The sequence below is a fragment of the Neptuniibacter marinus genome (assembly GCF_001597725.1).
GTDB classification, from domain to species: domain Bacteria; phylum Pseudomonadota; class Gammaproteobacteria; order Pseudomonadales; family Balneatricaceae; genus Neptuniibacter; species Neptuniibacter marinus.
On record NZ_LUTR01000002.1, the window covers coordinates 185908 to 210969 of the forward strand.

At 45.5% G+C, this 25062-nt stretch carries 29 protein-coding genes; 1 reads left to right on the plus strand and 28 read right to left on the minus strand.

Features of this window, described 5'->3' with window-relative positions; translation table 11 throughout:
• Positions 1 to 192: 192 nt before the first annotated feature.
• From A3774_RS02755 to ssb, 11 genes are all read right to left on the minus strand, one after another.
• A complete protein-coding gene (locus A3774_RS02755) occupies positions 193 to 1647 on the minus strand; it encodes an NAD-dependent succinate-semialdehyde dehydrogenase (protein WP_067862806.1) in 1455 nt (484 codons plus the stop codon).
• A 162-nt stretch (positions 1648 to 1809) separates the two neighbouring features.
• Entirely contained in the window at positions 1810 to 2970 is a 1161-nt protein-coding gene (locus A3774_RS02760) for an iron-containing alcohol dehydrogenase (RefSeq protein ID WP_067862808.1), read from the minus strand.
• Positions 2970 to 3632, minus strand: coding sequence for an ATP-binding cassette domain-containing protein (locus A3774_RS02765; protein ID WP_067862810.1), 663 nt, complete (start codon positions 3630 to 3632; stop codon positions 2970 to 2972). Before A3774_RS02765 ends, A3774_RS02760 begins: the two co-directional genes overlap by 1 nt.
• Positions 3625 to 4407, minus strand: a complete 783-nt coding sequence (locus tag A3774_RS02770) for an ABC transporter ATP-binding protein (RefSeq protein WP_067862811.1) — start codon at positions 4405 to 4407, stop codon at positions 3625 to 3627. Before A3774_RS02770 ends, A3774_RS02765 begins: the two co-directional genes overlap by 8 nt.
• Positions 4404 to 5342: a branched-chain amino acid ABC transporter permease gene (locus A3774_RS02775; protein ID WP_067862813.1), complete on the minus strand. Its 939-nt coding sequence runs from the start codon at positions 5340 to 5342 to the stop codon at positions 4404 to 4406. The genes A3774_RS02770 and A3774_RS02775 overlap by 4 nt, the downstream gene beginning before the upstream one ends.
• A 1-nt stretch (position 5343) precedes the next feature.
• Positions 5344 to 6240 carry a branched-chain amino acid ABC transporter permease gene (locus A3774_RS02780; protein WP_067862815.1) on the minus strand — a complete coding sequence of 299 codons (897 nt, stop codon included), beginning with the start codon at positions 6238 to 6240 and terminating at the stop codon, positions 5344 to 5346.
• Positions 6241 to 6316: 76 nt separating this feature from the next.
• Positions 6317 to 7606, minus strand: a complete 1290-nt coding sequence (locus A3774_RS02785; RefSeq protein WP_067862816.1) for an ABC transporter substrate-binding protein — start codon at positions 7604 to 7606, stop codon at positions 6317 to 6319.
• 313 nt (positions 7607 to 7919) lie between these two features.
• Complete coding sequence (locus tag A3774_RS02790) at positions 7920 to 9164, minus strand: ABC transporter substrate-binding protein (protein WP_231867922.1); 1245 nt, start codon at positions 9162 to 9164, stop codon at positions 7920 to 7922.
• A complete protein-coding gene (locus tag A3774_RS02795) occupies positions 9161 to 10516 on the minus strand; it encodes a sigma-54-dependent transcriptional regulator (protein ID WP_067862818.1) in 1356 nt (451 codons plus the stop codon). Before A3774_RS02795 ends, A3774_RS02790 begins: the two co-directional genes overlap by 4 nt.
• A gap of 2 nt (positions 10517 to 10518) precedes the next feature.
• A complete protein-coding gene (locus A3774_RS02800) occupies positions 10519 to 12261 on the minus strand; it encodes a sensor histidine kinase (RefSeq protein ID WP_067862821.1) in 1743 nt (580 codons plus the stop codon).
• A gap of 273 nt (positions 12262 to 12534) precedes the next feature.
• Positions 12535 to 13089 (minus strand): single-stranded DNA-binding protein, encoded by a 555-nt coding sequence (gene ssb / locus A3774_RS02805; protein ID WP_067862823.1) that lies wholly within the window; start codon positions 13087 to 13089, stop codon positions 12535 to 12537.
• Between the two features lie 292 nt (positions 13090 to 13381).
• On the opposite strand from ssb, the gene uvrA reads away from it, so the two are divergent.
• Positions 13382 to 16204, plus strand: coding sequence for an excinuclease ABC subunit UvrA (uvrA, locus tag A3774_RS02810; protein WP_067862825.1), 2823 nt, complete (start codon positions 13382 to 13384; stop codon positions 16202 to 16204).
• Positions 16205 to 16322: 118 nt separating this feature from the next.
• Here the strand turns inward: uvrA and rplQ are convergent, their stop codons facing one another.
• From rplQ to rplN, 17 genes are all read right to left on the minus strand, one after another.
• Positions 16323 to 16712 carry a 50S ribosomal protein L17 gene (rplQ, locus tag A3774_RS02815; protein WP_067862829.1) on the minus strand — a complete coding sequence of 130 codons (390 nt, stop codon included), beginning with the start codon at positions 16710 to 16712 and terminating at the stop codon, positions 16323 to 16325.
• Positions 16713 to 16750: 38 nt separating this feature from the next.
• Positions 16751 to 17755, minus strand: a complete 1005-nt coding sequence (locus A3774_RS02820) for a DNA-directed RNA polymerase subunit alpha (RefSeq protein WP_067862830.1) — start codon at positions 17753 to 17755, stop codon at positions 16751 to 16753.
• Positions 17756 to 17779: 24 nt separating this feature from the next.
• Complete coding sequence (gene rpsD / locus A3774_RS02825) at positions 17780 to 18400, minus strand: 30S ribosomal protein S4 (protein ID WP_067862831.1); 621 nt, start codon at positions 18398 to 18400, stop codon at positions 17780 to 17782.
• Positions 18401 to 18415: 15 nt separating this feature from the next.
• On the minus strand, positions 18416 to 18805 hold the full coding sequence (gene rpsK / locus A3774_RS02830; RefSeq protein WP_067862832.1) for a 30S ribosomal protein S11: 390 nt from the start codon (positions 18803 to 18805) through the stop codon (positions 18416 to 18418).
• 25 nt (positions 18806 to 18830) lie between these two features.
• The gene (gene rpsM / locus A3774_RS02835) at positions 18831 to 19187 is read right to left on the minus strand and encodes a 30S ribosomal protein S13 (protein WP_067862833.1); all 357 of its coding nucleotides are present in this window, start codon (positions 19185 to 19187) and stop codon (positions 18831 to 18833) included.
• A gap of 155 nt (positions 19188 to 19342) precedes the next feature.
• Complete coding sequence (rpmJ, locus tag A3774_RS16305) at positions 19343 to 19459, minus strand: 50S ribosomal protein L36 (protein WP_007021200.1); 117 nt, start codon at positions 19457 to 19459, stop codon at positions 19343 to 19345.
• A 21-nt stretch (positions 19460 to 19480) separates the two neighbouring features.
• Positions 19481 to 20809, minus strand: a complete 1329-nt coding sequence (secY, locus tag A3774_RS02840; protein WP_067862834.1) for a preprotein translocase subunit SecY — start codon at positions 20807 to 20809, stop codon at positions 19481 to 19483.
• Positions 20810 to 21244: a 50S ribosomal protein L15 gene (gene rplO, locus A3774_RS02845; RefSeq protein ID WP_067862835.1), complete on the minus strand. Its 435-nt coding sequence runs from the start codon at positions 21242 to 21244 to the stop codon at positions 20810 to 20812.
• A gap of 16 nt (positions 21245 to 21260) precedes the next feature.
• The gene (gene rpmD / locus A3774_RS02850; RefSeq protein WP_067862839.1) at positions 21261 to 21440 is read right to left on the minus strand and encodes a 50S ribosomal protein L30; all 180 of its coding nucleotides are present in this window, start codon (positions 21438 to 21440) and stop codon (positions 21261 to 21263) included.
• Between the two features lie 6 nt (positions 21441 to 21446).
• The gene (gene rpsE, locus A3774_RS02855) at positions 21447 to 21947 is read right to left on the minus strand and encodes a 30S ribosomal protein S5 (RefSeq protein ID WP_067862841.1); all 501 of its coding nucleotides are present in this window, start codon (positions 21945 to 21947) and stop codon (positions 21447 to 21449) included.
• Between the two features lie 11 nt (positions 21948 to 21958).
• Positions 21959 to 22309, minus strand: coding sequence for a 50S ribosomal protein L18 (rplR, locus tag A3774_RS02860; protein WP_067862842.1), 351 nt, complete (start codon positions 22307 to 22309; stop codon positions 21959 to 21961).
• Positions 22310 to 22322: 13 nt separating this feature from the next.
• Positions 22323 to 22856, minus strand: coding sequence for a 50S ribosomal protein L6 (gene rplF / locus A3774_RS02865; RefSeq protein WP_067862844.1), 534 nt, complete (start codon positions 22854 to 22856; stop codon positions 22323 to 22325).
• Positions 22857 to 22867: 11 nt separating this feature from the next.
• Positions 22868 to 23260 (minus strand): 30S ribosomal protein S8, encoded by a 393-nt coding sequence (gene rpsH / locus A3774_RS02870; protein ID WP_067862846.1) that lies wholly within the window; start codon positions 23258 to 23260, stop codon positions 22868 to 22870.
• An 83-nt stretch (positions 23261 to 23343) separates the two neighbouring features.
• Entirely contained in the window at positions 23344 to 23649 is a 306-nt protein-coding gene (gene rpsN / locus A3774_RS02875) for a 30S ribosomal protein S14 (RefSeq protein ID WP_067862848.1), read from the minus strand.
• 12 nt (positions 23650 to 23661) lie between these two features.
• A complete protein-coding gene (rplE, locus tag A3774_RS02880) occupies positions 23662 to 24201 on the minus strand; it encodes a 50S ribosomal protein L5 (RefSeq protein WP_067862850.1) in 540 nt (179 codons plus the stop codon).
• Between the two features lie 14 nt (positions 24202 to 24215).
• Positions 24216 to 24530, minus strand: coding sequence for a 50S ribosomal protein L24 (gene rplX, locus A3774_RS02885; protein WP_067862852.1), 315 nt, complete (start codon positions 24528 to 24530; stop codon positions 24216 to 24218).
• A gap of 102 nt (positions 24531 to 24632) precedes the next feature.
• Positions 24633 to 25001, minus strand: coding sequence for a 50S ribosomal protein L14 (gene rplN, locus A3774_RS02890; protein WP_067862854.1), 369 nt, complete (start codon positions 24999 to 25001; stop codon positions 24633 to 24635).
• Positions 25002 to 25062 lie beyond the last annotated feature (61 nt).

The following is a 25062-nucleotide window of genomic DNA, read 5'->3' on the forward strand; positions in this document are numbered from 1 at the left end:
CTCAATCGCGCGTTACTGAATAATCATACTTTCAAACAAACAGATCCAACCCAAAAGTCCATGATCTATACCGCAGCCCCACTAATCGGTAGAGCAAAAAACGGTTTATACTTAACCTTTTTATATTGAATAAAAAAGCCCCTATTAAGGGGCAAATATAGCAATACGGACGGCACAAGCTATAAAGTTAAATCAACTAATCCCCATGCAGAGATACTTAATCTCAACATAGTCATCGATACCATACTTAGAACCTTCACGGCCTAATCCTGATTCTTTAATACCACCAAATGGCGCGACTTCTGTAGAAATGATACCTTCGTTAATACCCACCATACCGTATTCCAGTGCTTCAGAGACGCGCCAAACACGTCCTATATCTCGCGAATAGAAATACGCAGCCAACCCAAATGGTGTGTCATTAGCCATCTGTACTACATCTTGCTCTTCAGTAAATGGGATCAAAGTCGCCACTGGGCCAAAAATCTCTTCCTGAGCAATACGCATATTATTATCAACGTTACTTAAAATCGTTGGGCGATAGCCGTTTATTACAGTCGTAAAGCGTTCACCACCACTCAGCAATGTTGCGCCATTATCCAACGCATCATTAACTAGGCTTTCAACTTTATTCAACGCACGGTCATCAATAAGTGGGCCTATTGCGACACCTTCATCAAATCCATTACCTACCGCTAGCGCTTGTACCGCTGTCTTTAATTTCTCAGCAAAAGTGTCGTAAACCGCTTCATGAACAAAGATCCGATTAGTACAAACACAAGTCTGCCCCGCATTACGGAATTTTGAAGCAATCACTCCGCTAATCGCTGCATCTAAGTCAGCATCATCAAAGACAATAAAAGGTGCATTACCTCCCAACTCCAACGAAACCTTCTTAACATTGCTAGCGCACTGCTCCGCTAATAACTTACCTACAGGTGTAGAGCCGGTAAACGATAGCTTACGTACACGAGAGTCCGCACACAGTACTTTGCCCACTTCCGGTGCATTCGTGGATGTAACAACATTAAACACCCCTTTAGGGAATCCCGCTTCGAGTGCAAGCTGAGCAAGTGCCAGCGCTGACAAGGGTGTAAGCTCCGATGGTTTAATGACTACCGGACAGCCCGCCGCTAGGGCCGGAGCCACTTTACGAGTAATCATCGCTATAGGGAAGTTCCACGGCGTGATGGCTGCAGCAACACCAATCGGCTGCTTAAGTACTAGCAGACGCTTATCACGACCATGTGGCGGAATAATATCCCCATAGACACGCTTCGCTTCTTCGGCAAACCATTCAACAAACGATGCGCCATACAGCACTTCACCACGTGCTTCATTAACCGGTTTGCCTTGCTCTGACGTCATCAAAACAGCAAGATCATCTTGCGCTTCAATAATCAGATCAAACCATCGACGTAGCAATGCGCTGCGCTCTTTACCGGTATAAGCACTCCAATCGGAACGAGCCGCTTCAGCAGCGGTAATCGCACGACGAGTATCATCAGCACCTAAGTCCGCGACTTCTGCAAGAACATCCCCTGTCGCTGGATTCTTAACGACAAAAACATCGCCGTTACTTGCATCACACCACTGCCCATCAATAAAGGATTGCTGTTGTAATAAAGTAGAATTATTTAATTGCATTTAAAGGCCTCATACGGCAATTTTCTGTAACCTTGAACCTAACACGAACAAAGTTACTGGCATTTAGTTGGCTCTATCAATATAGACATGAATAAGCTGTTTTTAAGACGAAGTTTTTACCCCCCCAAAAAAAGCACTCCAATTTCATATCAAAATGAGCTATCACCACGCCGCTTGATAGATAGCTGTTGCATCCTCAAGGCTAACTTCACGTGGATTATTGACTAATAAACGAGTCTGCTTCATGGCATCCCGGGCTAAAGTAGGTATTGCCGACTCTTCGATATCGTAATCACGTAGTTGCGGTAATATTCCTAGGGAGCGGTTTAGCTTATCTAGCGCTTCGATGAATGCATTGCTTCGCTCTACAACATCAGCAATTTCTGCTAACTGAGGAAAAACCAACGGCGCTAACTCAGCATATTGCTCAGCACACTCAGACTGGTTAAAACGCATCACATGCGGTAACACTAGCGCATTGGTCAAACCATGAGGCAGATGATAGATACCACCCAATGGATAAGCCAATGCATGGACAGCAGCCACTGGGGAGTTAGCAAACGCTTGCCCAGCTAGCATTGATCCCAATAACATATTTGAGCGTACTTGAAGATCCGTACCATCATGAACCGCCGACTCAATGTTAGCACCTAAGAGCAGTAAGGCCTCTTTGGCGGAAGCATCAGAAATCAAATTATGGTTAGGACTTGCAGAGGTATAAGCTTCAATAGCATGCACCATCGCATCGACACCAGTTGTAGCAGTCACCATCGCCGGTAAGCCTAAGGTCAATTCAGCATCCAACAGAGCCAGATCAGGTAGTAATTGAGAGGAGACAACCCCTTTTTTCTCCCCTTCCCCAACCGTAATGATAGATACAGCAGTCACTTCAGAACCAGTACCAGCCGTCGTAGGGATCTGAATCAGTGGAAGGCGCTGACCTTTCACCATATTAACCCCATAAATATCAGCTAATGATTCTTCGCCTTTTGCGAGTAATGCAACAAGCTTAGCAACGTCCATCGAGGAACCACCACCTAAACCGATCACACCCTCAACACCGGCATCTACAGCTTGCTGAGTTGCGGCTAGTACAATCTGTTCCGCTGGATCCGCTAGAACCTGATCAAAAACTAAAGCTTCAACATCTGCAGCTTTAAGCGTGTCCAATATAGGTGCTAGCAAACCAGCATTAACAATTCCTTGGTCAGTAACCACCATCACCCGCTGACCTATAGTACGCAGGCAAATCTCACCCAGCTCTTTTGCTGCACCTGGTTTACAAATCAGTTGCTTAGGAAAATTAAAAACAAAATCAGTCATTACTCTTCTCCTACCTGCTTCTGTGCAGATACTTCGCCACGCTCTATAGTGTAAATTTTATCGACCAAATCAGCCGAGTGACTATAATCCGATTCAGACAGTAATACCGTTAGACCTTCATCTTTTAAGGTATGTAAAACACTCGCCAATCGACGGGATAACGCCGGCGCTACACCTTCAAAAGGCTCATCTAATAGTAATAAGTGGCTACCCGTCATCAACGCCCTAGCAAGAGCTACCAATTTTTGCTGGCCACCGGACAACTGCAGTGCTTTTCGGTCTGCAAATGCTTCTACTTCTGGCATCAACTCATAAACCCAAGCCAAACGCGCTTCAGCGCCTGGTAAAGTATTAGCCCAAGCAGGAATAAGAATATTTTCCTCTACCGTTAGCGTTGGCACGAGCTGTCGATCTTCAGGCATGTAGCCCACTTTCGCCTGCGATCTGAAATGAGGCGCTAACGTCGTCATATCTTGACCGTGGATCGTAATACCGCCCGACTCTGGCGCAAGCAAGCCCATTACGGTCCGCATCAGTGTCGTTTTACCTGCACCATTGCGGCCAATCAGACCCACAAGCACACCAGGCTCAATGGATAAATTAACGTCACGCAGTATTGGCGTACCGGCAATATTCGTGTTGATCGAGGACAGCTTAAGCATGTTCCACCTCTCGTTCGTAATCGATATCTAGGTGATGCCCAGTAACCAGTTCTTTTACCTTTTCATCACCCATAACTTCACTTACTGCGCCATCGGCTAATACTCGGCCGTCATAAAAAGCAATAAGGCGGGTTGAATAACGCGCAATCACTTCCATATCATGTTCAACGAACAACACAGCCGCCCCTGACTTACGTACAGCACGCATCACGGTATCCATCAACTCAAACTTATCATCAATGGCCACACCTGAAGTCGGCTCATCAAGTAGCAAGATTTCAGGTTTACGCAACATCGCTAAAGCAATATCAAGTAACTTCCTAACACCCTGAGGCAAGGTCACAACCGTTTCAGCCATATAGCTGGTAATGCCGTACTCTTCCAATAACTGCTCAGCCTGCTGAATATTGGCTTTTGTTGCTAAGGGGCTCATCAACGGTAAAATCTTGTGCTTCATGATGCCGTAAGCGATCAAGACATTATCGAGTACCGTCAATTCAGGAAATAGTTGTGCAACCTGAAACGAACGGCAGATACCCGCACGCATCACTTGCCGAGGGTTTTTCCCAACGATGCTTTTTCCTTTAAACAATATTTCACCGCTACTAGGTGCAAGATAGCCAGTTACCATATTGATAAAGGTTGTTTTACCCGCGCCATTTGAGCCAATGACACCGACTATTTCACCCGCATTAATCGTGACATCGATATCTGCAGCTGCTGTAACAGCGCCAAAATTACGCGCTAATGAACGTGTTTCTAATAAAGCATTCATAATGGCTTACCTTTCGTTACGCGCTCGACCAGAGACCAAACACCTTTAGGTAGATAAAGAATGATGACCAGTAACGCTATACCTAAAATCATCTGCCATGTGTAAGGGGATATTTGGAATGCATAAGTTCGCAACAACTCAAATAGCACCGCGCCAATAACGGGACCCGCAGCATGACCAACGCCACCCATTAAGGCAATAAAGACAAACTCACCGGAAGTAGTCCAATACGCCATTTCAGGATCTATATGACCCGCTGCTAGCGCTGTAATACCACCACCAAGTCCAGCCATTGCAGCAGCTAACAGGTATTTCGTATAGATAATCCTACGCACTGAAGCACCTAGATATTCGACACGAATTTCATTCTCACGAACCGCCTCACCAGCATAACCCATTGGAGAACGAAGATAGCGCCACACAAAGATACCTACCCCAACAAGCGCAACTACGGCTAAACCGTAAGCGAGGAAGGGGCCGCTTTCACCTGTAGGCGTCCAACCGAATAACAATGGAGGCTTAACATTAAAGCCATCGGATGAACCAAAGGCAGAGCTTTTAACCAGCACACCATAAAGGATCATCGAGAAAGCCATAGAAAACATGGCGAAGAATATATCCCTGTAACGGCATAGCAGCAGCCCAATAACTGCCGCTAAAGCGACACAAACCACAATCGCAAGTAAGAGCAGGAGCAGTGCATTTTGGGTTTCAAAATAATCGCCCGCGATACCAACACAGTAAGCACCTAAGCAGTAATACAAACCTTGCCCGAAAGAGACAAGCCCCGCACGCATCAGTAGCAAGAGCCCCATCACAACAAGCCCTTTAGCGAATGCCAAGGTCAATAAAAAGGTCAACCATCCAGGCATAAAGAGGCCAGCCGCTAGTAACGCGATACCTGCCCCTACAATCATCGTCGTTGCATATTTCATGTTAAATTTTCCTCGCGGTAGCAATGGCAAAGAGACCCTGAGGACGGAACGCAAGTACTAAGCCCATCACACCATAAATAACAAACAACTCAGCATCAGGATAAAGATGTACCGCCGCAGAACGGGCCAGTCCAACAATTAAGGCGCCCAGTAACGCGCCCCCTACACTACCCAAGCCGCCAATTACCACAACAGCAAACGCCAAAATAATTACTTCAACACCTATGCCCGGCATGACAGAGATACCTGGAGCCGTCAACGCACCCGCCAAGGCACCTAAAACAGCGCCAATAACAAAGGTGACAGTAAACATACGTGTGACGTTAATACCGAGGAAAGCAGCAGTATCACGGTCATGAATAACCGCTTGTAATAACTTACCTTTGCGGGTTCTATTTAGGCCCCACCAAAGTACAAAACAGATCAGTGCTGATACAAAAATCAACAATATGTCATAATTTGCAAACGACAAGCCCGCCAGCTTTGTTCGTCCTAAAAGGGTATATGGCTGATAAGCGAAATACGCATCAACGCCCCAGATCAGCTTAATAACATCTTCCAGTATTAATAAAATCGCATAGGTCACTAGAATCATGACCACTTCGTCACGACCGTACATCATCCTTAACAGACCGCGCTCGATCAGAAGTCCTACTACGGTTCCGCCGATGAGGGCAGCCCCTAGCAGCATAAAATAAGCTCCCCAAGGTGGATAACCACCCGCTAAATAAAACCCCACCAGCGAGGCACCGCCGTAAGCACCAATGGCGTAAAAACTACCATGGGCCATATTAAGAATTCTCATCACACCGTAGATGAGAGTTAGGCCGGCTGCGATTACAAAAAGCCAGGAGGCGTAAATAACGCCATCCATCAACATCGCAATTACCAATTTCATGAGCAACGCTCCAGATTTACAAAAAAAGGGCAAAAAAAAGACAAGCCAGCGTGACGCCAGCTTGTCGGATGCGCATTTAGTTACATTTAGCGCCAGGCATGCCTTTTTCAATCCATTCATTGGCAGGCATATCATCGGAAGGGTTAACACATTCAGCTGCATAGCGACGAACATCAGTTACAGCAGGTTTACCATCTTTAAGCGCATAACGGCCATAAACCATTTCCATGCTTGCCTGATGGCCTTTACCCATATTCATCGAAACCTTGCCGCCCGGACCTTCATATTCAAGGTACTCAAACGCGGACACAACATCTTCGGTTGTCGGCTGGCCAGAAACCTTAGCCGCTGCTTGCTCTGTCGCAAGTTTCAAACCAAGAATACCTTGCACCATTTTATAAGCTGGGTAGGTTGGCTGAGTGCCGAAACGTTTACTGTAAGCATCACGGAACCAACGGTTCAGCGCATTATCCGGTGCATAAATACCAAATGGACCACGGCCGCCTAAAATCGTGCCTTCAGGGATCTGATCAGACAAACGGTACATCGCACTTTCACCGGTTGTCAGCAGGGCTGTCTGATCTTCAAACAAACCACGTGCAGCACCCTGAAGTAGGAAGGCTTCCATATCACCGCCCCAGAAAGAGGAGTGAATAACATCAGCTGAGTTCACCATCAGTGCAGAGATCTCTGCACCATACTGGCCTGCGTATATTTTAGGGAACTGCTTAGTTGGAACATCTATATCAGCCTGTAGACCTTTTAATGAACCGTAGAAATCAGCCCAAGACTCATGCCCAAACGAGTAGTTCTGGTTAATACCAGATACCGCGTTTAAATTAGGGAAAATATCTTTGATATAGTAGGACGCAGCTACGCTATCCATCGTTGTTGTCGGACCCGTACGGAAAACGTATTTGAATGAGTTATCTTCAAATACACGCGGCGTACCACAGTCAAACAATACCGTTAAGGTTTTTAGCTCTTCTGCAACCGCAGGTACCGCTAGGCAATCCCCTGATGAGATATAACCCACAACCGCATCAACACCTTGACGCTCAACCAAGTTGCGATATTCTGAAGATTGCTTAGTTGCACCACCCGCTTCATCTACATAGATAGGTTTAATGGTACGACCATTAATCCCTTTAGCGTTATACGGCGCAGGTAAGGCCCCTTCATTCAACGTTTCTAATAAAAGGTTCGCAGCGTTCTGCGCTGGTACACCAAAAGGTCCGGCAGCACCGCCAGAAAGAAAAGTAACCAAACCTAATTTGTATTCATCAGCAGCCAGAACAGGCTGAGCAACGGCTGAGGCTACAAGTAACCCCACTAAAGCAGACTTTTTAGCAAATGGTATAAACATTATTTTTTCGCCTTTTCATTCTTATCGTTATGGTTGTGAATAAAATGAGCGGCTTATGCGCGCCCATTCACTGCACTACTCGACAGGATTGAGCAAGCCATGTGCCAAGAAAAAACAAAACACCTAACCATTTGTTTAAAAAGGAAATTTTATAAATAAAAAGGGCAATTTCGATCACAGCAACAAGCCAATGATCGCTACCCGCTCAATCATGAGCGCTTAAAAAAGACGCTACCGATCAAGCAAAGGCTAATTAAGGGAAGCCCAAAAAAACGGATAGAACACAAAGAAACGGGGGCAAGCCCCGCAAAAACTACTTAGGCTCAGCTTGCTCTGACAAACTAGGATGATAAATCATCCAATTTCCCAGCATCATGCGGGCGGGTAAGAATCGATGATCAGGTATAGTTTCACCTATGGCTATGACCTGCTGCAATTGGTGATTAAGTGGATTCATAAATGAAACAAAACCATCAGGATCTTCCGGCAACTTAAGCCGCAAAGAACTAAAAGCCTTCCTTACATCTTCATCACTTGCCTCAGGTCCCGCTAAACGAAGCGCTTCAGAGATAGCTAAAATACCGGAATATGCTCCCTCTGCAGCGTAAGAGGGATAACGCCCTGTTAACTCATGGAAACGCTCAACAAACCATCTGTTGTAATCTGTTTCCGGCCAGTTATTATGATGCCTCGACGATAAAATAAGCCCTGCAGGCATATCCTCCCCTAAGGCTGCTAGCACTTCATAATTACCACCCGTATCAAAATTAGCAAAACGAGCATGCTTAAACAGTGTTGTTTGATTCGCCTGCTGAATGAATGCAACCAGATCTCCACCCCAAAGGGCATTGACGACTAAATCAACTTTCTTATCAACAAGTGCTCTGAGGTAAGAGGAATAATCAGGCTCATAGAGCTTAGGCCAAAGAACAGTTTCAACTTGATAATTAACACCTTCATAATCAAGCCGATCTCGTAAGTCTCTCCATGCCTGATAGCCATAGTCATAGTCCGGACCTATATAGGCAAGACGTAAGGGCTTAGCACGCGCATCCTTATTAAATTTTTCCTTAATATAGAGTGCCGCAGCCTGCATCGATTGCTGAGCATTATTGCTGACACGAAAATAGTAATCCCGTGCCTTTCCACTTGTTAACTTTGAGGACGCATGGTCAGTCCCAATAAAGAAGATTTTTTCCTCTTCAGCCACTTCCGCCACTTGTAAAGCTATGGAAGAATTCACGACACCACAAATAAAACGCACACCATCTTTCCGAACGAAATCCCGCACCTGACGCGCAGCCTTTGATGCTTTAGAACTACTATCTGCTACCAACACGCGAATAGGTGGATAAGATATAGAGGGCTGTTGTAAACGCTCAAACGCGAGCTTAATACCTACAACGCTATCTTGCCCATAAATACCTCCTCGCCCCCCCATAGGAAAGAGACAACCTACGCTAGCTTGAGCATCAGCCTTCGATGCACCCAATACCAACTCCCCAGCTTCGACTCGGCTAATGAGTAACAAACAAACACAGATAAGCCTGAGCATCATGCCCCATTCTCCAGATTTAAGCGCTGTATTCTTCGCTTGAGTGCATGACGAGAGATACCTAATTTCTCTGCTGCTAATCCTTTTCTCCAATCGGACTCTTTAAGTGCATCTAAAATCAACTGCCGTTCATGATCCTCAACAGCCTCACGATAATCATCTTTAACCACTGGCGCTATATGTGAACCTTCATCAAACTCTGCCGGAAGCATCTTGACCGTAATACGCTGGCCAGAATAGAGGATGGTTAATCGCTCCATCAAATTTTTTAACTCTCGAATATTACCCGGCCAATCATACTTCTCAAGCACACCAAGAACCTCGTCATCAAGCTCAATCGGATCGCAATGCTCTTGACGCGCAAACAACTCACTAAAGTGGGCGACCAATAAAGTCACATCTCGGTCCCGCTCAGACAACCCCGGAATATCTACAGGTAATACATTTAAACGATAAAAGAGATCGGCTCTAAAAGTACCGGCCTCGACATTCGCTTTTAAATTACAGTTAGTAGCAGCCACTACAAATACATTCGCCTGCCGCTCACGGCCAGCACCAACTGGGCGATAATTACGGTTTTCTAAGAAACTCAGTAATTTGGCTTGTAGATGAAGAGGAATTTCACCAATTTCATCTAAAAATAACGTACCGCCGTCCGCTAGATCAATCAAACCTGCGCGACGCTGATTCGCTCCCGTATAAGCGCCCCGCTCCGCACCAAACAACTCAGCCTCAATCAATTGTTCCGGCAGTGCTGCACAGTTCACTTCAATAAAGGGTGCATCAGTAAAGCGAACATCATGTAACGCGCGCGCCACTAGCGCCTTACCTGTACCAGAAGGCCCTGTTATCAACACCGTTTTCCCCGAACTTTGCCCTACACGCTCAATCGCATCGCGCAAGGCGGTCATCTCTCTACTACTACCCACTAGAGGACCCGTTTCTGTACTTTTTTCTCTTAAAAAACGGATCTCTCGCAGCATACGAATACGCTCAGTGCTACGACGAATGAGTAAGATCAACTCCTCAATATCAAACGGTTTAGTTATATAATCTATAGCCCCCTCTTTGACCGCCTTAACAGCCGAGCGTGTATCCCCATGGGCTGAAATCATAATGACAGGAAGATCAGGGTTCTGTGCTCTCAGTTGTACGAGCACTTTTATACCCGATATATCCGGTAAGCCTAAATCTAATAGCACAACATCAGGGTTTAATATTTTAGCTTGCTCTATCCCTTCGTTACCGGTGTAAGCTCCACTGACAAGCATCCCCTCATCACGGAGGGAAAAACTGATACTACGAACTAAATTACGTTCATCATCAATAACTAGAACTGATATTGCCTTATTCATAACTACTCCTGAGCCTCTGCAACAGGTAAAAACACGGTAACCGTTGTGCCTTCACCCTTGGTACTCTCAATGCTCATTCGCCCGCCATTACTTTTAATCAGCGTATTACAAATCGCTAACCCTAACCCTGTACCGGCAGATTTCGTTGTATAGAAAGGCTCCATAATATGAGCCAAAATATCTTCTGGCATTCCTTGCCCATTATCTCGGACAGATAACGCAATTTCTGCACCCTTTTGACATCCATCCAGTGCGATCAAATCACCTTGAACAGACATCGCCTCGAGCGCATTCAATAACAGATTCATTAATACTTGCCGAACATGCCCTTCATCAGCTATCAAAAACATAGATGGAGGACACTGCATGCGTAACTCTATATTTTGATTGCGAGCAGATGCTCCAACCAATGCAACAACACTACTAAGTAGCTCCTTCGCATCAATTCGGCTTGCTAAAGGGTCCCGAGGTCGAGCAAAGTTAAGTAGATTTTCAAGCACATAGTTCACACGATCGATCTCTTCCTCTACGAGGCTCATCATCTCTTTATTTTCTGGATTTTTTTCTCGTCGAGAGAGCGCTGCTACAGTTGTGCGGATAGTCGTTAAGGGGTTGCGTATATCATGCGCTAGGCCTGCCGCTAGCTGGCCCAAAGTCGCCTGTCGCTCTATAGCTAAAGTAGACCGAATGAATTTTTTCAATTGAAGTCTCATTCGCTCAATCGACTGGGTGAGGCGCAGCATCTCCATCCCTTGAACATGGGCAACTGGCGCCTCCAAATTACCAAGGGCCACCTGCTCAACACTATCAATCAGACTTTCAACTTGTCGATTTAAACGCCGTGAGATGCTCATATGCAACCAAAATAACCCAGCTACGGTGAATATCATCAGAAGAATTAGCCAATAACGCATCCTTTCAACCGGCGACATGACCAACTCTCGATCTTGTATTACCTGTAACGACCATCCCGGTAGCAAACTAAATTTTTGCACTGAATTTTCAGTAACGTTTACCGGCTGACCAACCACATCGTAGGTATTGCCATCCCCAGCCTTTAGCAAAACCCGAAACGTGGTTCCCTGATCCAAACCATGCAATATCTCTGTAAATGAATTGAATCGAAGAACCAGACCAATACTACCCTTTTGATCTGTATTAACATTCAGCTGTCGTGAAGTCCGTAAAACAACGCCCGAAGGCCGCTCAATAGAGTATGCTGACGGACCTATCAATTCTGCACCTTCAAACTCATAAACATTATTCTTAGAGATTAAACCTATTTCCCGTTTATCCGGAAAGCTCCACGCAACTTCACCCTTCTCATCGAAAAAGACAACCCCATAGACACTTCTCGCATCCACTTGCAGCCGCAGGAAGCTCTCAAGCTCAGAGGAGATATTCTGTCGACCCTCTGGAACAAAGTATTCAGGACTATCAAATTGATCCGTCAATGACTGAATTTCAAATTTACGTTCACGAATAAAAACACGAAACTCATTTTGAGTAGCAGCGACCCTTGTCGCCAGTTGCTCTTCCGTTAAGCGGGTGACTAATTGAGAGAAGTAGGAATCGTACAGGCTCGCAAATCCAATCAAAGGGATTAGCGCAACGAGAAGAGATAGCCATAGATATTTCGATGTAAGGCGATTTTTTGAAACCCCATGGGGTAACATTTCAACTTCAATTGCCGTTTCACTTTCTTGTGATCTTATATGCCGAACTACTGAATGATCACTGTTCAAAGAAATATCCTATTATTGGACAATATTATTTTTATCGATCAAATGTGTAAGCAAGAATAACACCATGCCATAGAAAGAAAGGAACAGGCTTATAAGAGTAGCTCATTTAGGCGCGATGAGCGAAAAGCGATCAAAAATACATCTTTGAGCGATCGAAAACCGCTCAAGACTATCAGGCAATAATTACAACGCAAAAAAACAAAAAGCCCCGCAATAGCAGGGCCTTTTGGAGTCATACTTATATAAAACGTTACATTTTACACAAGTGGTATCCTAAAACGGAATATCATCATCAAAGTCATCAAACCCAGGAGCGGCTTGCGGTGCCGGAGCTGGTTGTGGCGCTGGCGCTGCAGAACGCTGAGCAGGTTTAGATTGCTGAGGCGCATACTGAGGCTGAGATGCTGGTTGTTGAGGGGCCGGTGCAGACTGCTGAGGCGCATAACCACCTGCTTGCGGCTGCTGCTGATAGCCACCGCCATCTCCAGCACCACGACTATCAAGCAACTGCATTTCGCTGGCGACGATCTCAGTCGTGTAACGATCAGCACCACTTTGGTCCTGCCATTTACGCGTTCGCAAAGCACCTTCGACATAAACTTTACCGCCTTTGCGCATGTACTCGCCGGCGATTTCAGCTAAGCGGTTAAAAAAGACAACACGGTGCCACTCTGTACGCTCTTGCTGCTGACCTGTCTGCTTATCTTTCCATGATTCAGACGTTGCAATTGTTACGTTAGTTACAGCATTACCGTTAGGCATATAACGTACTTCTGGATCCCCGCCCAGATTACCGACCAAAATTACTTTGTTAACACCACGTGCCATTTTTCTCTCCAAAATCTTTGTTCGCGTAAGATGCTAAAAAGCTACGCATATAACAGCAAAGCTTACCACGCGATCAGTTGAACTCCCATAGCAAACAGTAATCATAATTTATCTATCTGTATAGAAATAAAGATAGAGCTTCAGGCAACCGCAAAAGTCTTTATAATGATATGTTTGCTCGGCCTTAGGTATACACTAAGCAAGTAAATATTGAGTAAGATTTAGCTAAATAGCTCACAGTAACAAGTGGTTTGCACCGTTACTGATTCACTGAACAAAAACAGGCGTAAACATGGATAAGATTCTGGTCCAAGGTGCTCGCACCCATAACCTGAAAAACATTAATATTGAAATACCACGCGATAAGTTAATCGTGATCACTGGCCTTTCAGGTTCTGGTAAGTCTTCTCTTGCTTTCGACACCCTATATGCAGAGGGACAGCGCAGATATGTAGAGTCACTATCAACTTATGCGCGCCAATTTCTATCGATGATGGAAAAGCCTGATGTTGATCATATCGAAGGGCTATCGCCCGCCATCTCTATCGAGCAGAAATCGACTTCTCACAACCCCCGCTCAACAGTAGGCACTATTACAGAGATCTACGATTATCTACGTTTACTCTTTGCCCGCGCAGGCGAACCGCGCTGCCCCGATCACAATCTTCCTTTGGCGGCTCAAACAATTAGCCAAATGGTTGATCAAGTTCTTGAAAAAGAAGAAGGCACTAAGCTTATGCTTCTAGCACCTGTAGTTCAGGGCAGAAAAGGTGAGCAGCTCCACACGATTAGCAACCTGCGTGCAGAAGGCTTTATCCGTGCCCGCATCGATGGCATAGTCGTAGATTTAGATTCAGCGCCCGAATTAGATAAAAATAAAAAGCACGACATTGAAGTCGTTATAGACCGTTTTAAAGTACGTCCTGATTTGCAAACTCGTTTAGCAGAATCTTTTGAAACCGCTCTCAATTTAACTGACGGCATTGCAAAAGTAGCTAACATGGAAGACGAGACAGATGAACTGATCTTCTCAGCTCGTTTCGCATGCCCCACCTGCGGACACAGTATCCAGGAGCTAGAACCCCGTTTATTCTCTTTTAACAATCCTCACGGTGCTTGCCCAAGTTGTGATGGTTTAGGCGTAAAGCAATATTTTGATAAAAGCAAAGTAGTGCATGATGCCAGCTTAACACTATCAGAAGGTGCTATTAGAGGCTGGGATAGAAGAAGCCTTTATTACTTTCAACAGCTTAAAGCCGTAGCAGAGCAGTATGGTTTTGATATGGACACACCGTTCAATAAATTAAAACCAGCGCACCAAGACCTGATTCTTGAAGGAACAGGTAAAGAGACGGTCACATTTAAATATCTGAATGACCGTGGCGATATTATTAATAAAGCGCACCCTTTTGAAGGCGTCCTCAATAATCTACAGCGCCGATACAAAGAAACAGAGTCAGATACCGTTCGTGAAGACCTTGCTAAATATCTAAATATGCAACCTTGCTCCTCCTGTGATGGCAGTCGTTTACGCAGAGATGCTCGCCACGTTTTTATTGATGAACATACATTACCGCAGATAGTCAAAAAACCTATCGGCGACAGTTTAGATTATTTCAATCAACTAGAATTAGTTGGAAAACAGGGCGAGATAGCAGACAAGATACTTAAAGAGATTCGAGAGCGTCTAAGTTTCTTGGTTAACGTAGGTCTTGAATACCTCTCTTTAGATCGTAATGCAGACACTCTTTCTGGCGGCGAAGCACAACGTATCCGATTGGCCAGTCAAATTGGCGCAGGACTCGTTGGGGTTATGTATATTCTAGATGAACCCTCTATAGGTCTTCATCAGCGTGATAATGAGCGCTTACTTAAAACTCTGATTCACCTTAGAGATCTTGGAAACACCGTTATTGTGGTCGAACATGACGAGGATGCAATTAGACTAGCAGATTATGTAATTGATGTAGGTCCCGGTGCGGGCGTACATGGCGGTGAGATTATCGCACAAGGATTGCCAGACGAAGTGATGAACAATCCAAATTCAATTACAGGCCAATACCTCAGCGGTGTCAAAAAAATAGCGATCCCCGAAAAACGGGGAACCTACAATCCTGATAAAGTACTTGAACTTGAAGGAGCAACAGGGAATAACTTAAATGAAGTGAATTTAACTATTCCTGTAGGCTTACTCACTTGTATTACGGGCGTATCCGGTTCCGGAAAGTCGACTCTGATCAACAACACTTTATACCCAATTGCTGCAACCGAGCTAAACCGTGCAACAACACTTGATCCTGCCCCTCATAAGGCGATCAAAGGTCTGCAGCACTTTGATAAAGTAATCGATATTGATCAGAGCCCTATTGGTCGTACACCAAGATCAAATCCAGCAACATATACCGGCATATTTACACCCGTACGCGAACTCTTTGCCGGCACACAAGAAGCCCGCTCTCGCGGTTATAAACCAGGAAGGTTTAGTTTCAATGTTAAAGGCGGCCGTTGTGAAGCTTGCCAAGGTGACGGTGTTATTAAGGTTGAGATGCACTTCCTTCCGGATATCTATGTCCCTTGTGATGTATGTAAAGGTAAACGCTATAACCGTGAAACCCTCGAAGTAAAATACAAAGGGAAAAATATACATGAAGTGCTCGACCTTACCGTTGAAGATGCACGTGTATTTTTTGACGCAATTCCAGCCCTAGCTCGTCGCTTACAAACCTTGATCGATGTAGGTCTCTCTTATATCCGATTGGGGCAAGCAGCTACCACACTATCAGGTGGCGAAGCCCAACGTATCAAATTAGCTAAAGAGCTATCAAAACGTGATACAGGCCAGACGCTCTATATACTCGACGAACCAACTACAGGGCTTCACTTTTATGATATCCAACAACTTCTCAATGTGCTCAACCGCTTACGGGATCACGGCAATACCATTGTCGTTATTGAACATAACCTTGATGTCATAAAAACGGCTGACTGGATAGTAGATTTAGGCCCAGAAGGCGGGATAAAAGGAGGTTACATCATCGCAGAGGGCATCCCAGAAGATGTAGCCAAAAACAAAAATTCCTATACCGGACACTTTTTGAAAGCGATGCTTAAATAGAAGAGGATTTGATAAGCGCCTGCGGGCGCCTTGAATATTTGAATAAAGGCACCTATTTTTAAAATAGTATAGGTAATAAAAAACCCGGCAAAAGCCGGGTTTTTTTGATCAAGAAAACTTAACCTTCTGACGCATCTTCAGCTACAGCTTCAGGGCGGTCAACTAATTCAACATAAGCCATTGGCGCATTGTCACCTGGACGGAAGCCACATTTAAGAATGCGAACATACCCACCAGGACGACCGTTATAACGCGGGCCTAATTCATTGAATAGTTTACCAACAGCAACTTTGCTGCCAGTACGTGCGAATGCCAAACGGCGGTTCGCAACAGTGTCGTTTTTAGCTAGAGTAATCAGTGGCTCAGCATAGCCGCGCAGTTCTTTCGCTTTAGGCAGAGTTGTACGAATCAACTCGTGCTCAAACAAAGAAACTGACATGTTTTTAAACATGGCTTTGCGGTGCGCACTGGTACGACCTAACTTACGACCAGATTTACGATGACGCATGATAAATACCTACCAAACTAGTCAGTTTTATCGCCGAATCAGGAAGCGACTTTATCGTCGTTCTTAAGGCTAGCCGGTGGCCAGTTCTCAAGACGCATACCAAGAGACAAGCCCTTTGATGCCAAAACGTCTTTAATTTCTGTCAGCGACTTCTTACCTAAATTCGGAGTCTTAAGCAGCTCAACTTCTGTGCGCTGAATCAGATCACCAATATAGTAAATCTGTTCTGCTTTCAGACAGTTGGCGGAACGTACAGTCAACTCCAGATCATCTACAGGGCGCAGAAGAATTGGATCAATTTCCGGTTCTTCTGGAACATCCTTAGCCTGATCAGCACCATCTTCAAGGTCAACAAATACAATCAATTGCTGCTGCAAGATAGTAGCTGCGCGACGGATAGCTTCTTCTGGGTCGATCGTACCGTTAGATTCGATGTCGATTACCAGTTTATCCAAGTCAGTACGCTGCTCTACACGTGCGCTTTCTACTACGTAAGAAACGCGACGCACAGGACTGAATGTAGCATCCAGCTGTAGACGACCGATTGCACGAGTCTCTTCTTCTTCAGAAACACGAGAGTCTGCTGGAACATAGCCACGGCCACGTCCAATAGTCAGCTGCATGTTAAGACTCGCACCTTCATTTAGGTGAGCAATCACATGGTCCGGATTAGCAATTTCAACATCCTGATTCAGTTGAATATCACCAGCAGTCACAGGACCTGCTTCAGATTTGCTCAGAGTCAGGGTAACTTCGTCGTTGTTGTGCAACAACACAGAAACCCCTTTAAGGTTCAGGAGGATTTCAATCACATCTTCCTGAACACCTTCAATTGTGCTGTACTCATGCAATACGCCTTCAATTTCTACTTCTGTTACGGCACAACCCGGCATAGAAGATAAAAGAATACGGCGTAATGCATTGCCCAGCGTATGGCCAAATCCACGCTCAAGTGGCTCAAGAGTCACCTTAGCACGCGTTTTGCTGATTTCTTGTACGTCGATATGACGTGGACTTAGAAACTCATTTACCGAACGCTGCATATTTCCACCAAATTAAAGTTAAAATTACTTCGAGTACAGCTCAACAATAAGCTGCTCGTTGATATCTGCAGATAGATCAGAACGCTCTGGAGTGGCTTTGTAAGTGCCTTCCATTTTAGCAGCGTCGACTTCGACCCATTCAATTGCTGTACGTTGGCCAGCTAATTCAAGTGCGTTTTTAATACGCAACTGAGCTTTAGCTTTTTCACGAACCGCAACAACATCACCTGCTTTAACTTGGTAGGATGCAATGTTCACAACCTGGCCATTAACAGTGATCGAACGGTGAGATACGATCTGACGAGCTTCAGCGCGAGTAGCACCAAATCCCATACGATATACAACGTTGTCCAAACGGCCTTCTAGCAGCTGCAGCAAGTTTTCACCTGTTGCACCACTACGACGAGCCGCTTCTTTATAATAACTACGGAACTGACGTTCCAGTACGCCGTACATACGACGAACTTTCTGTTTTTCACGTAACTGCAGGCCATAGTCGGATAACCGACCACGACGTGCGCCGTGAACACCAGGGACAGTCTCAGCTTTACACTTGCTGTCCAGTGCACGAACACCGCTCTTCAGGAAAAGGTCTGTACCTTCCCGGCGAGACAGTTTGCACTTAGGTCCAAGATAACGAGCCATATTACCGTCTCCAGGTTAAACGCGACGTTTCTTCGGAGGACGACAACCATTGTGTGGTATAGGCGTCACATCCGTTATATTTGCGATTTTGTAGCCACATGAGTTCAGTGCACGAACTGCAGATTCACGGCCGGGTCCAGGACCCTTCACAAATACGTCGAGGTTTTTCAGGCCATACTCAAGTGCAGCCTGTCCAGCGCGCTCAGCAGCAACCTGAGCAGCGAATGGGGTGCTCTTACGAGAACCGCGGAAGCCGGAGCCACCTGCAGTTGCCCAAGAAAGAGCATTACCCTGGCGATCAGTAATTGTAATGATCGTATTGTTGAAAGAAGCATGAATATGGGCGAACCCATCCGCAACCTGCTTCTTCACTTTTTTGCGTGTGCGATTACCTGGCTTTGCCATATTGGGAATTCCTATCGCTTACCACTTATTTACGGATCGGCTTACGCGGGCCTTTTCGAGTACGCGCGTTAGTCTTACTACGCTGACCGCGAACCGGAAGGTTACGACGGTGGCGAATACCGCGGAAACAACCAAGATCCATCAAACGTTTGATGCTCATGGATACTTCGCGACGCAGATCGCCTTCAACAGTCAACTTAGCAACTTCTCCACGAATGACGTCCAATTGTTCATCGGACAAATCAGCAATTTTAACAGTTGGTGTAATACCAGATGCTTCAAGAATGCTGGAGGCAGTCGTGCGGCCAATACCGTAAATGTAAGTCAGAGAAATTACCGCATGCTTATTGTCAGGAATGTTGACGCCAGCTATACGGGCCATTCTATTACTCCGTTAAAAAAAGGTATATGTAGTTATTTACATACACCAGTAAAATATATGTTCTGTTCGCAGAAGGCGCGAAATAATACACACTGAACAAAATTAAATCAAGTGTTTTGCGCCTTCTACGCCCAAATCAGCAATTAATCTAACGATTAACCCTGACGCTGTTTGTGACGCGGCTCTACTTTACAGATCACGCGAACTGAACCGTTACGACGAACGATTTTGCAGTTACGACAGATCTTCTTAACAGATGCACGTACTTTCATGATCTACTCCAGTTGTGGCCTTTAGCGCGAGCTTCCTGCGCTACCACCTTTAAGATTAGATTTCTTCATCAGGGACTCGTATTGATGGGACATCAGGTGAGATTGCACCTGCGCCATAAAGTCCATCACAACGACTACCACGATCAAGAGTGAGGTGCCACCGAAATAAAACGGTACGTTAGCGGCAACTACAAGGAACTGAGGCATCAAAGATACCGCAGTAATATATAGCGCCCCAAACAAGGTCAATCGGCCTAACACAGTATCAATATACCGCGCAGACTGTTCACCTGGACGAATACCCGGAATAAAGGCACCTGATTTTTTCAGGTTATCTGCTACATCTTTTGGATTGAAAACAATCGCTGTATAGAAGTAACAGAAAAATATAATTGCAACCGAGAACAGCAAAATATAGAGCGGCTGACCTGGGCCAAGCGCTAAAGCAACATTTTGCAGCCAATCCATACCTTCACCTTGACCAAACCATTGGCCCATGGAGGCAGGGAACAGCAATATACTCGAGGCAAAAATCGGCGGAATCACACCAGCCATATTCACTTTAAGTGGAAGGTGGCTAGTCTGTGCCGCAAATACACGGTTACCTTGCTGGCGCTTAGCATAGTTTATGGTGATACGGCGCTGGCCTCTCTCCATAAACACGACAAAACCAACAGTAGCAACCGCCATAAAAGCGATAGCTAACAGCGCAAGAATATTCAAATCACCCTGACGCGCTGCTTCAAAGGCCTGACCGATCGCACTTGGCAACCCAGCCACAATACCAGCAAAGATCAGAATAGAAATACCGTTACCGATACCCCGTTCTGTAACCTGCTCACCTAACCACATCAAGAAAACAGCACCCGCAACCAATGTAACAACAGCAACAAAATAGAAGCTGATATCCGCACTGAACGCGATACCTTGATTAGCAAGGCCGACAGCCATACCAAATGACTGAACGGTTGCAAGTAGCACAGTGCCGTAGCGAGTGTACTGGTTGATCTTACGACGACCAGCCTCTCCTTCCTTCTTCAACTGAGCAAGCGTAGGACTTACCACCGTCATCAGCTGCATAATAATAGATGCAGAGATGTACGGCATAATACCTAATGCCAGAATACTCATTCTTTCCAGCGCGCCGCCGGAGAACATGTTAAAGAGACTCAGGATAGTGCCCTGATTCTGATCAAATAAAGCGGCTAGGCGATCTGGGTTAATACCAGGAACAGGTATATGAGCCCCTATACGGTATACCACAATCGCGATCAAAACGAACAACAAGCGAGACTTAAGCTCACCTAGTCCATTTTGTACTCCAGCCGGTATTGGTCCTTTCTTAGCCATTTACGCCTCGACTTTACCGCCAGCAGCTTCGATAGCAGCCTGTGCACCTTTAGTCACTTTAAGACCTTTAACGGTGACAGCCTTCGTGATCTCACCAGACAGAATCACTTTAGCAGTTTTAATTTCCTGCTTGATGATATCTGCAGCCTTCAAAGCTTCAAGATCAATTACTTCTGACTCGATTTTAGCTAGTTCACCAAGACGAATCTCAGCAACATAGCGAGCAATACGAGAAGTAAAACCAAATTTTGGCAGACGACGCTGCAAAGGCATTTGACCACCTTCAAAACCAGGTTTTACAGATCCGCCGGAGCGGGATTTCTGACCTTTGTGACCACGGCCACAAGTCTTACCCAAACCAGAACCAATACCACGACCAACACGCTTAGGTGCTTTACGTGAACCGTCTGCTGGACTTAGAGTGTTCAGACGCATGTTGTGAACTCCCTTATTAGTCTTCTACACTAACCATGTAGTTAACTTTGTTTATCATGCCACGGACAGATGGAGTATCTTCTACTTCAACTGTGTGTCCAATACGGCGTAGCCCAAGACCCTTAACACACAATTTGTGGTTAGGAAGGGTACCGATAGGGCTACGTACCAATGTTACTTTTACAGTTTTAGCCATTGTCGATTACCCCAGAATGTCTTCTACGGACTTACCACGCTTAGCGGCTACATCATCAGGTGATTTCATTGTTGCAAGACCTTTAACAGTCGCACGAACAACGTTTACCGGATTAGTAGAACCGTAGCACTTAGCAAGTACGTTATGGACACCCGCCAATTCAAGAACTGCACGCATCGCACCACCTGCGATAACACCAGTACCCTGAGAAGCAGGCTGCATGTAAACTTTAGAAGCACCATGACGTGCTTTAATTGGGTACTGCAACGTGTCGCCGTTCAGTTCAACTGAAACCATGTTACGACGAGCTTGTTCCATTGCTTTTTGAATAGCAGCAGGAACTTCACGAGCTTTACCACGACCGAAACCTACACGACCTTTACCATCACCAACAACGGTTAGTGCAGTAAAGCCGAAGATACGACCACCTTTTACTACTTTAGCGACGCGGTTAACCTGAACCAGCTTTTCCTGCAGATCGCCGTCTTTCTGTTCATGATTTGACATATTCGATCCCTTTAGAATTCCAGGCCGCCATCGCGGGCTGCATCAGCCAAAGCTTTAACACGACCGTGATACTGATAACCAGAACGGTCGAAAGCTACTTTAGATACACCAGCTTCTTTAGCGCGCTGAGCGATCAAAGTACCAACCGTTTCAGCAGCCGCAACATTACCGCCAGTTGTCTCGCGTAGATCTTTTTCTACTGTAGAGGCTGCCGCAAGGACTTTACCACCATCTGCAGAGATAACCTGAGCGTAGATATGACGCGGTGTGCGTGTAACACACAAACGTGTTGCACCTAACTCACGCATTTTCAGACGGGAGCGGCGAGCACGACGAATACGAGATTGTTTCTTAGTGTTCATAACCCTGCCCTATTTACTTTTTCTTCGCTTCTTTACGACGAACATACTCATCAGCATAACGAACACCTTTACCTTTATAAGGTTCTGGCGGACGGAACGCGCGAATTTCAGCTGCAGCCTGACCTAGGACCTGTTTGTCAGCACCTGACAAAATGATCGTAGTAACGTTAGGCGTCTCAGCAGAAATACCTTCCGGTAGTTCGTAATCGATTGGATGTGAGAACCCAAGGCTAAGATTAAGCGTTTTACCTTTAGCGGCAGCACGATAACCAACACCTTGAAGCTGAAGAGTCTTTTTGAAACCTTCAGTCACACCAATAACCATGTTGTTTACTAGTGAGCGAGTAGTACCAGACAGAGCAAGAGACAGCTTAGTACCTTCTTTAGCAGCAAACTTCAGTCCGTCATCTTCTTGAGACACGGAAACAGAAGAATGAACGTCTAAAGAAAGCTGACCATTCTTACCTTTAACGTTAACGGACTGGCCGTCAACCTTAACTTCAACACCTGCAGGTACAACTACGGGGCTTTTCGCAATACGTGACATTGAAATACCTCTTAGAATACCGTGCAGATTACTTCGCCACCCACACCAGCACTACGTGCTGCGCGGTCGGCCATGACACCTTTACTTGTAGAGATAATCGCTACACCCAGACCAGCAGAAACCTTTGGCAACTCTGATGCGTTCTTATAGATACGCAAACCTGGACGACTTACACGTTTAATCTCTTCAATTACCGGCTTACCTTCAAAGTATTTAAGCTCGATGTTCAGAACTGGTTTTACATCGCCTTCTACAGAGTAGTCAGTGATGTAACCTTCTTCTTTTAGAACTTCGGCAACAGATACTTTTACTTTGGAAGACGGCATAGATACGGCCTGCTTTTCAGCCATATGACCGTTACGAATACGTGTGAACATATCCGCTAGAGTATCTTGCATGCTCATGCATTTACTTCCTCATTGTGCAGCACAATGCGGTACCCTTAAGAGGGCCAGACCACTGCGCTTACCATTTTACTAACTGGAGATTACCAGCTAGCCTTTTTCAAACCTGGAACATCACCACGCATCGCTGCTTCACGCAACTTAATACGAGACAAACCAAACTTACGGTATACACCGTGTGGACGGCCTGTTACTTGACAGCGATTACGCTGACGAGAAGAACTGGAATCGCGAGGCAACTTCTGAAGTGCCATTGCTGCATCCCAAATTTCGTCTTCTGATGAATTAGGGTTACTAATAATTGCTTTAAGCTCAGAACGTTTTTGAGCGAACTTAGCAACAAGTTTTGCACGCTTATCTTCGCGCGCCTTCATAGATTGTTTAGCCATGATGTATGCCTATCACTTACGGAACGGGAAGTTCAGGGCAGCCAACAGGGCGCGACCCTCATCGTTATTTTTAGCAGTAGTCGTGATAGTAATATCCATACCACGCATTTTATCTACCTTATCGAATTCGATTTCAGGGAAGATAATCTGCTCTTTAACACCCATGCTGTAATTGCCACGACCATCGAAAGATTTTGGGTTCAAGCCACGGAAGTCACGAACACGAGGGATAGAAATATCTACCAAACGATCCAAGAATTCCCACATACGCTCGCCGCGTAAAGTAACCTTACAGCCGATCGGCCAACCTTCACGAACTTTAAAGCCCGCGATAGATTTACGTGCAAGACAAACAACAGGTTTCTGACCTGCAATTGCAGTCATATCTGCAACAGCATTTTCCATCTGCTTCTTGTCCCCTAACGCCTCACCAACACCCATATTAAGAGTAATTTTGGTCAAACGTGGAACAGCCATTACGTTAGGGCAGTTCAGCTCATCTTTAAGCTGCTGCTTAACGGAATCATTATAAAGCGCTTTTAATCTAGACATGATATCAGCTCCCCTTATCCGCCAATTATTTCGCCGGTAGACTTAAAGATGCGAGATTTAGTGCCGTCTTCAAGAATCTTGAAGCCTACACGATCGCCCTTACCAGTCTGCGGGTTGAAGATAGCTACGTTAGAAACAGCAATTGCCGCTTCTTTTTCAACGATGCCGCCAGCTTTGCCCAACATTGGGTTCGGCTTAGTATGCTTCTTCACCATGTTGATACCAGAAACGACCAAACGATCGTCCAGAACTCGCATGACAGTGCCACGCTTGCCCTTGTCTTTTCCTGCGATGACAATTACTTCATCGTCACGTTTAATTTTGCGCATAATATACCTATATCGCTTCCTGCTACCCTCTCATGCTCAAAAACGCCAACACTTCTCAGTGTTGGCGTTTTTACATAAATTGAACAGTTAACTGTTCAACCTTTATAGCACTTCAGGCGCCAGGGAAATGATTTTCATAAACTTCTCATTACGAAGCTCACGCGTCACTGGGCCAAAGATACGAGTACCGATAGGCGCGTCACTTGCGTTCAATAAAACCGCTGAGTTTGTGTCAAAGCGGATTACTGAGCCATCAGAACGACGAACACCTTTACGGGTACGTACCACTACGGCGTTAAGTACTTGGCCTTTCTTCACTTTACCGCGAGGAATCGCTTCTTTAACAGTGACTTTAATAATGTCACCTACAGAAGCGTAGCGGCGGTGAGAACCACCAAGGACCTTAATACACTGTACTCGCTTAGCACCGCTGTTATCAGCGACATCAAGCATAGATTCAGTTTGAATCATGGTCTACTCCATAAACATTCAAAGGCCGTCCGTTAAACGGACGGGCCGGCTTAATGGAGCA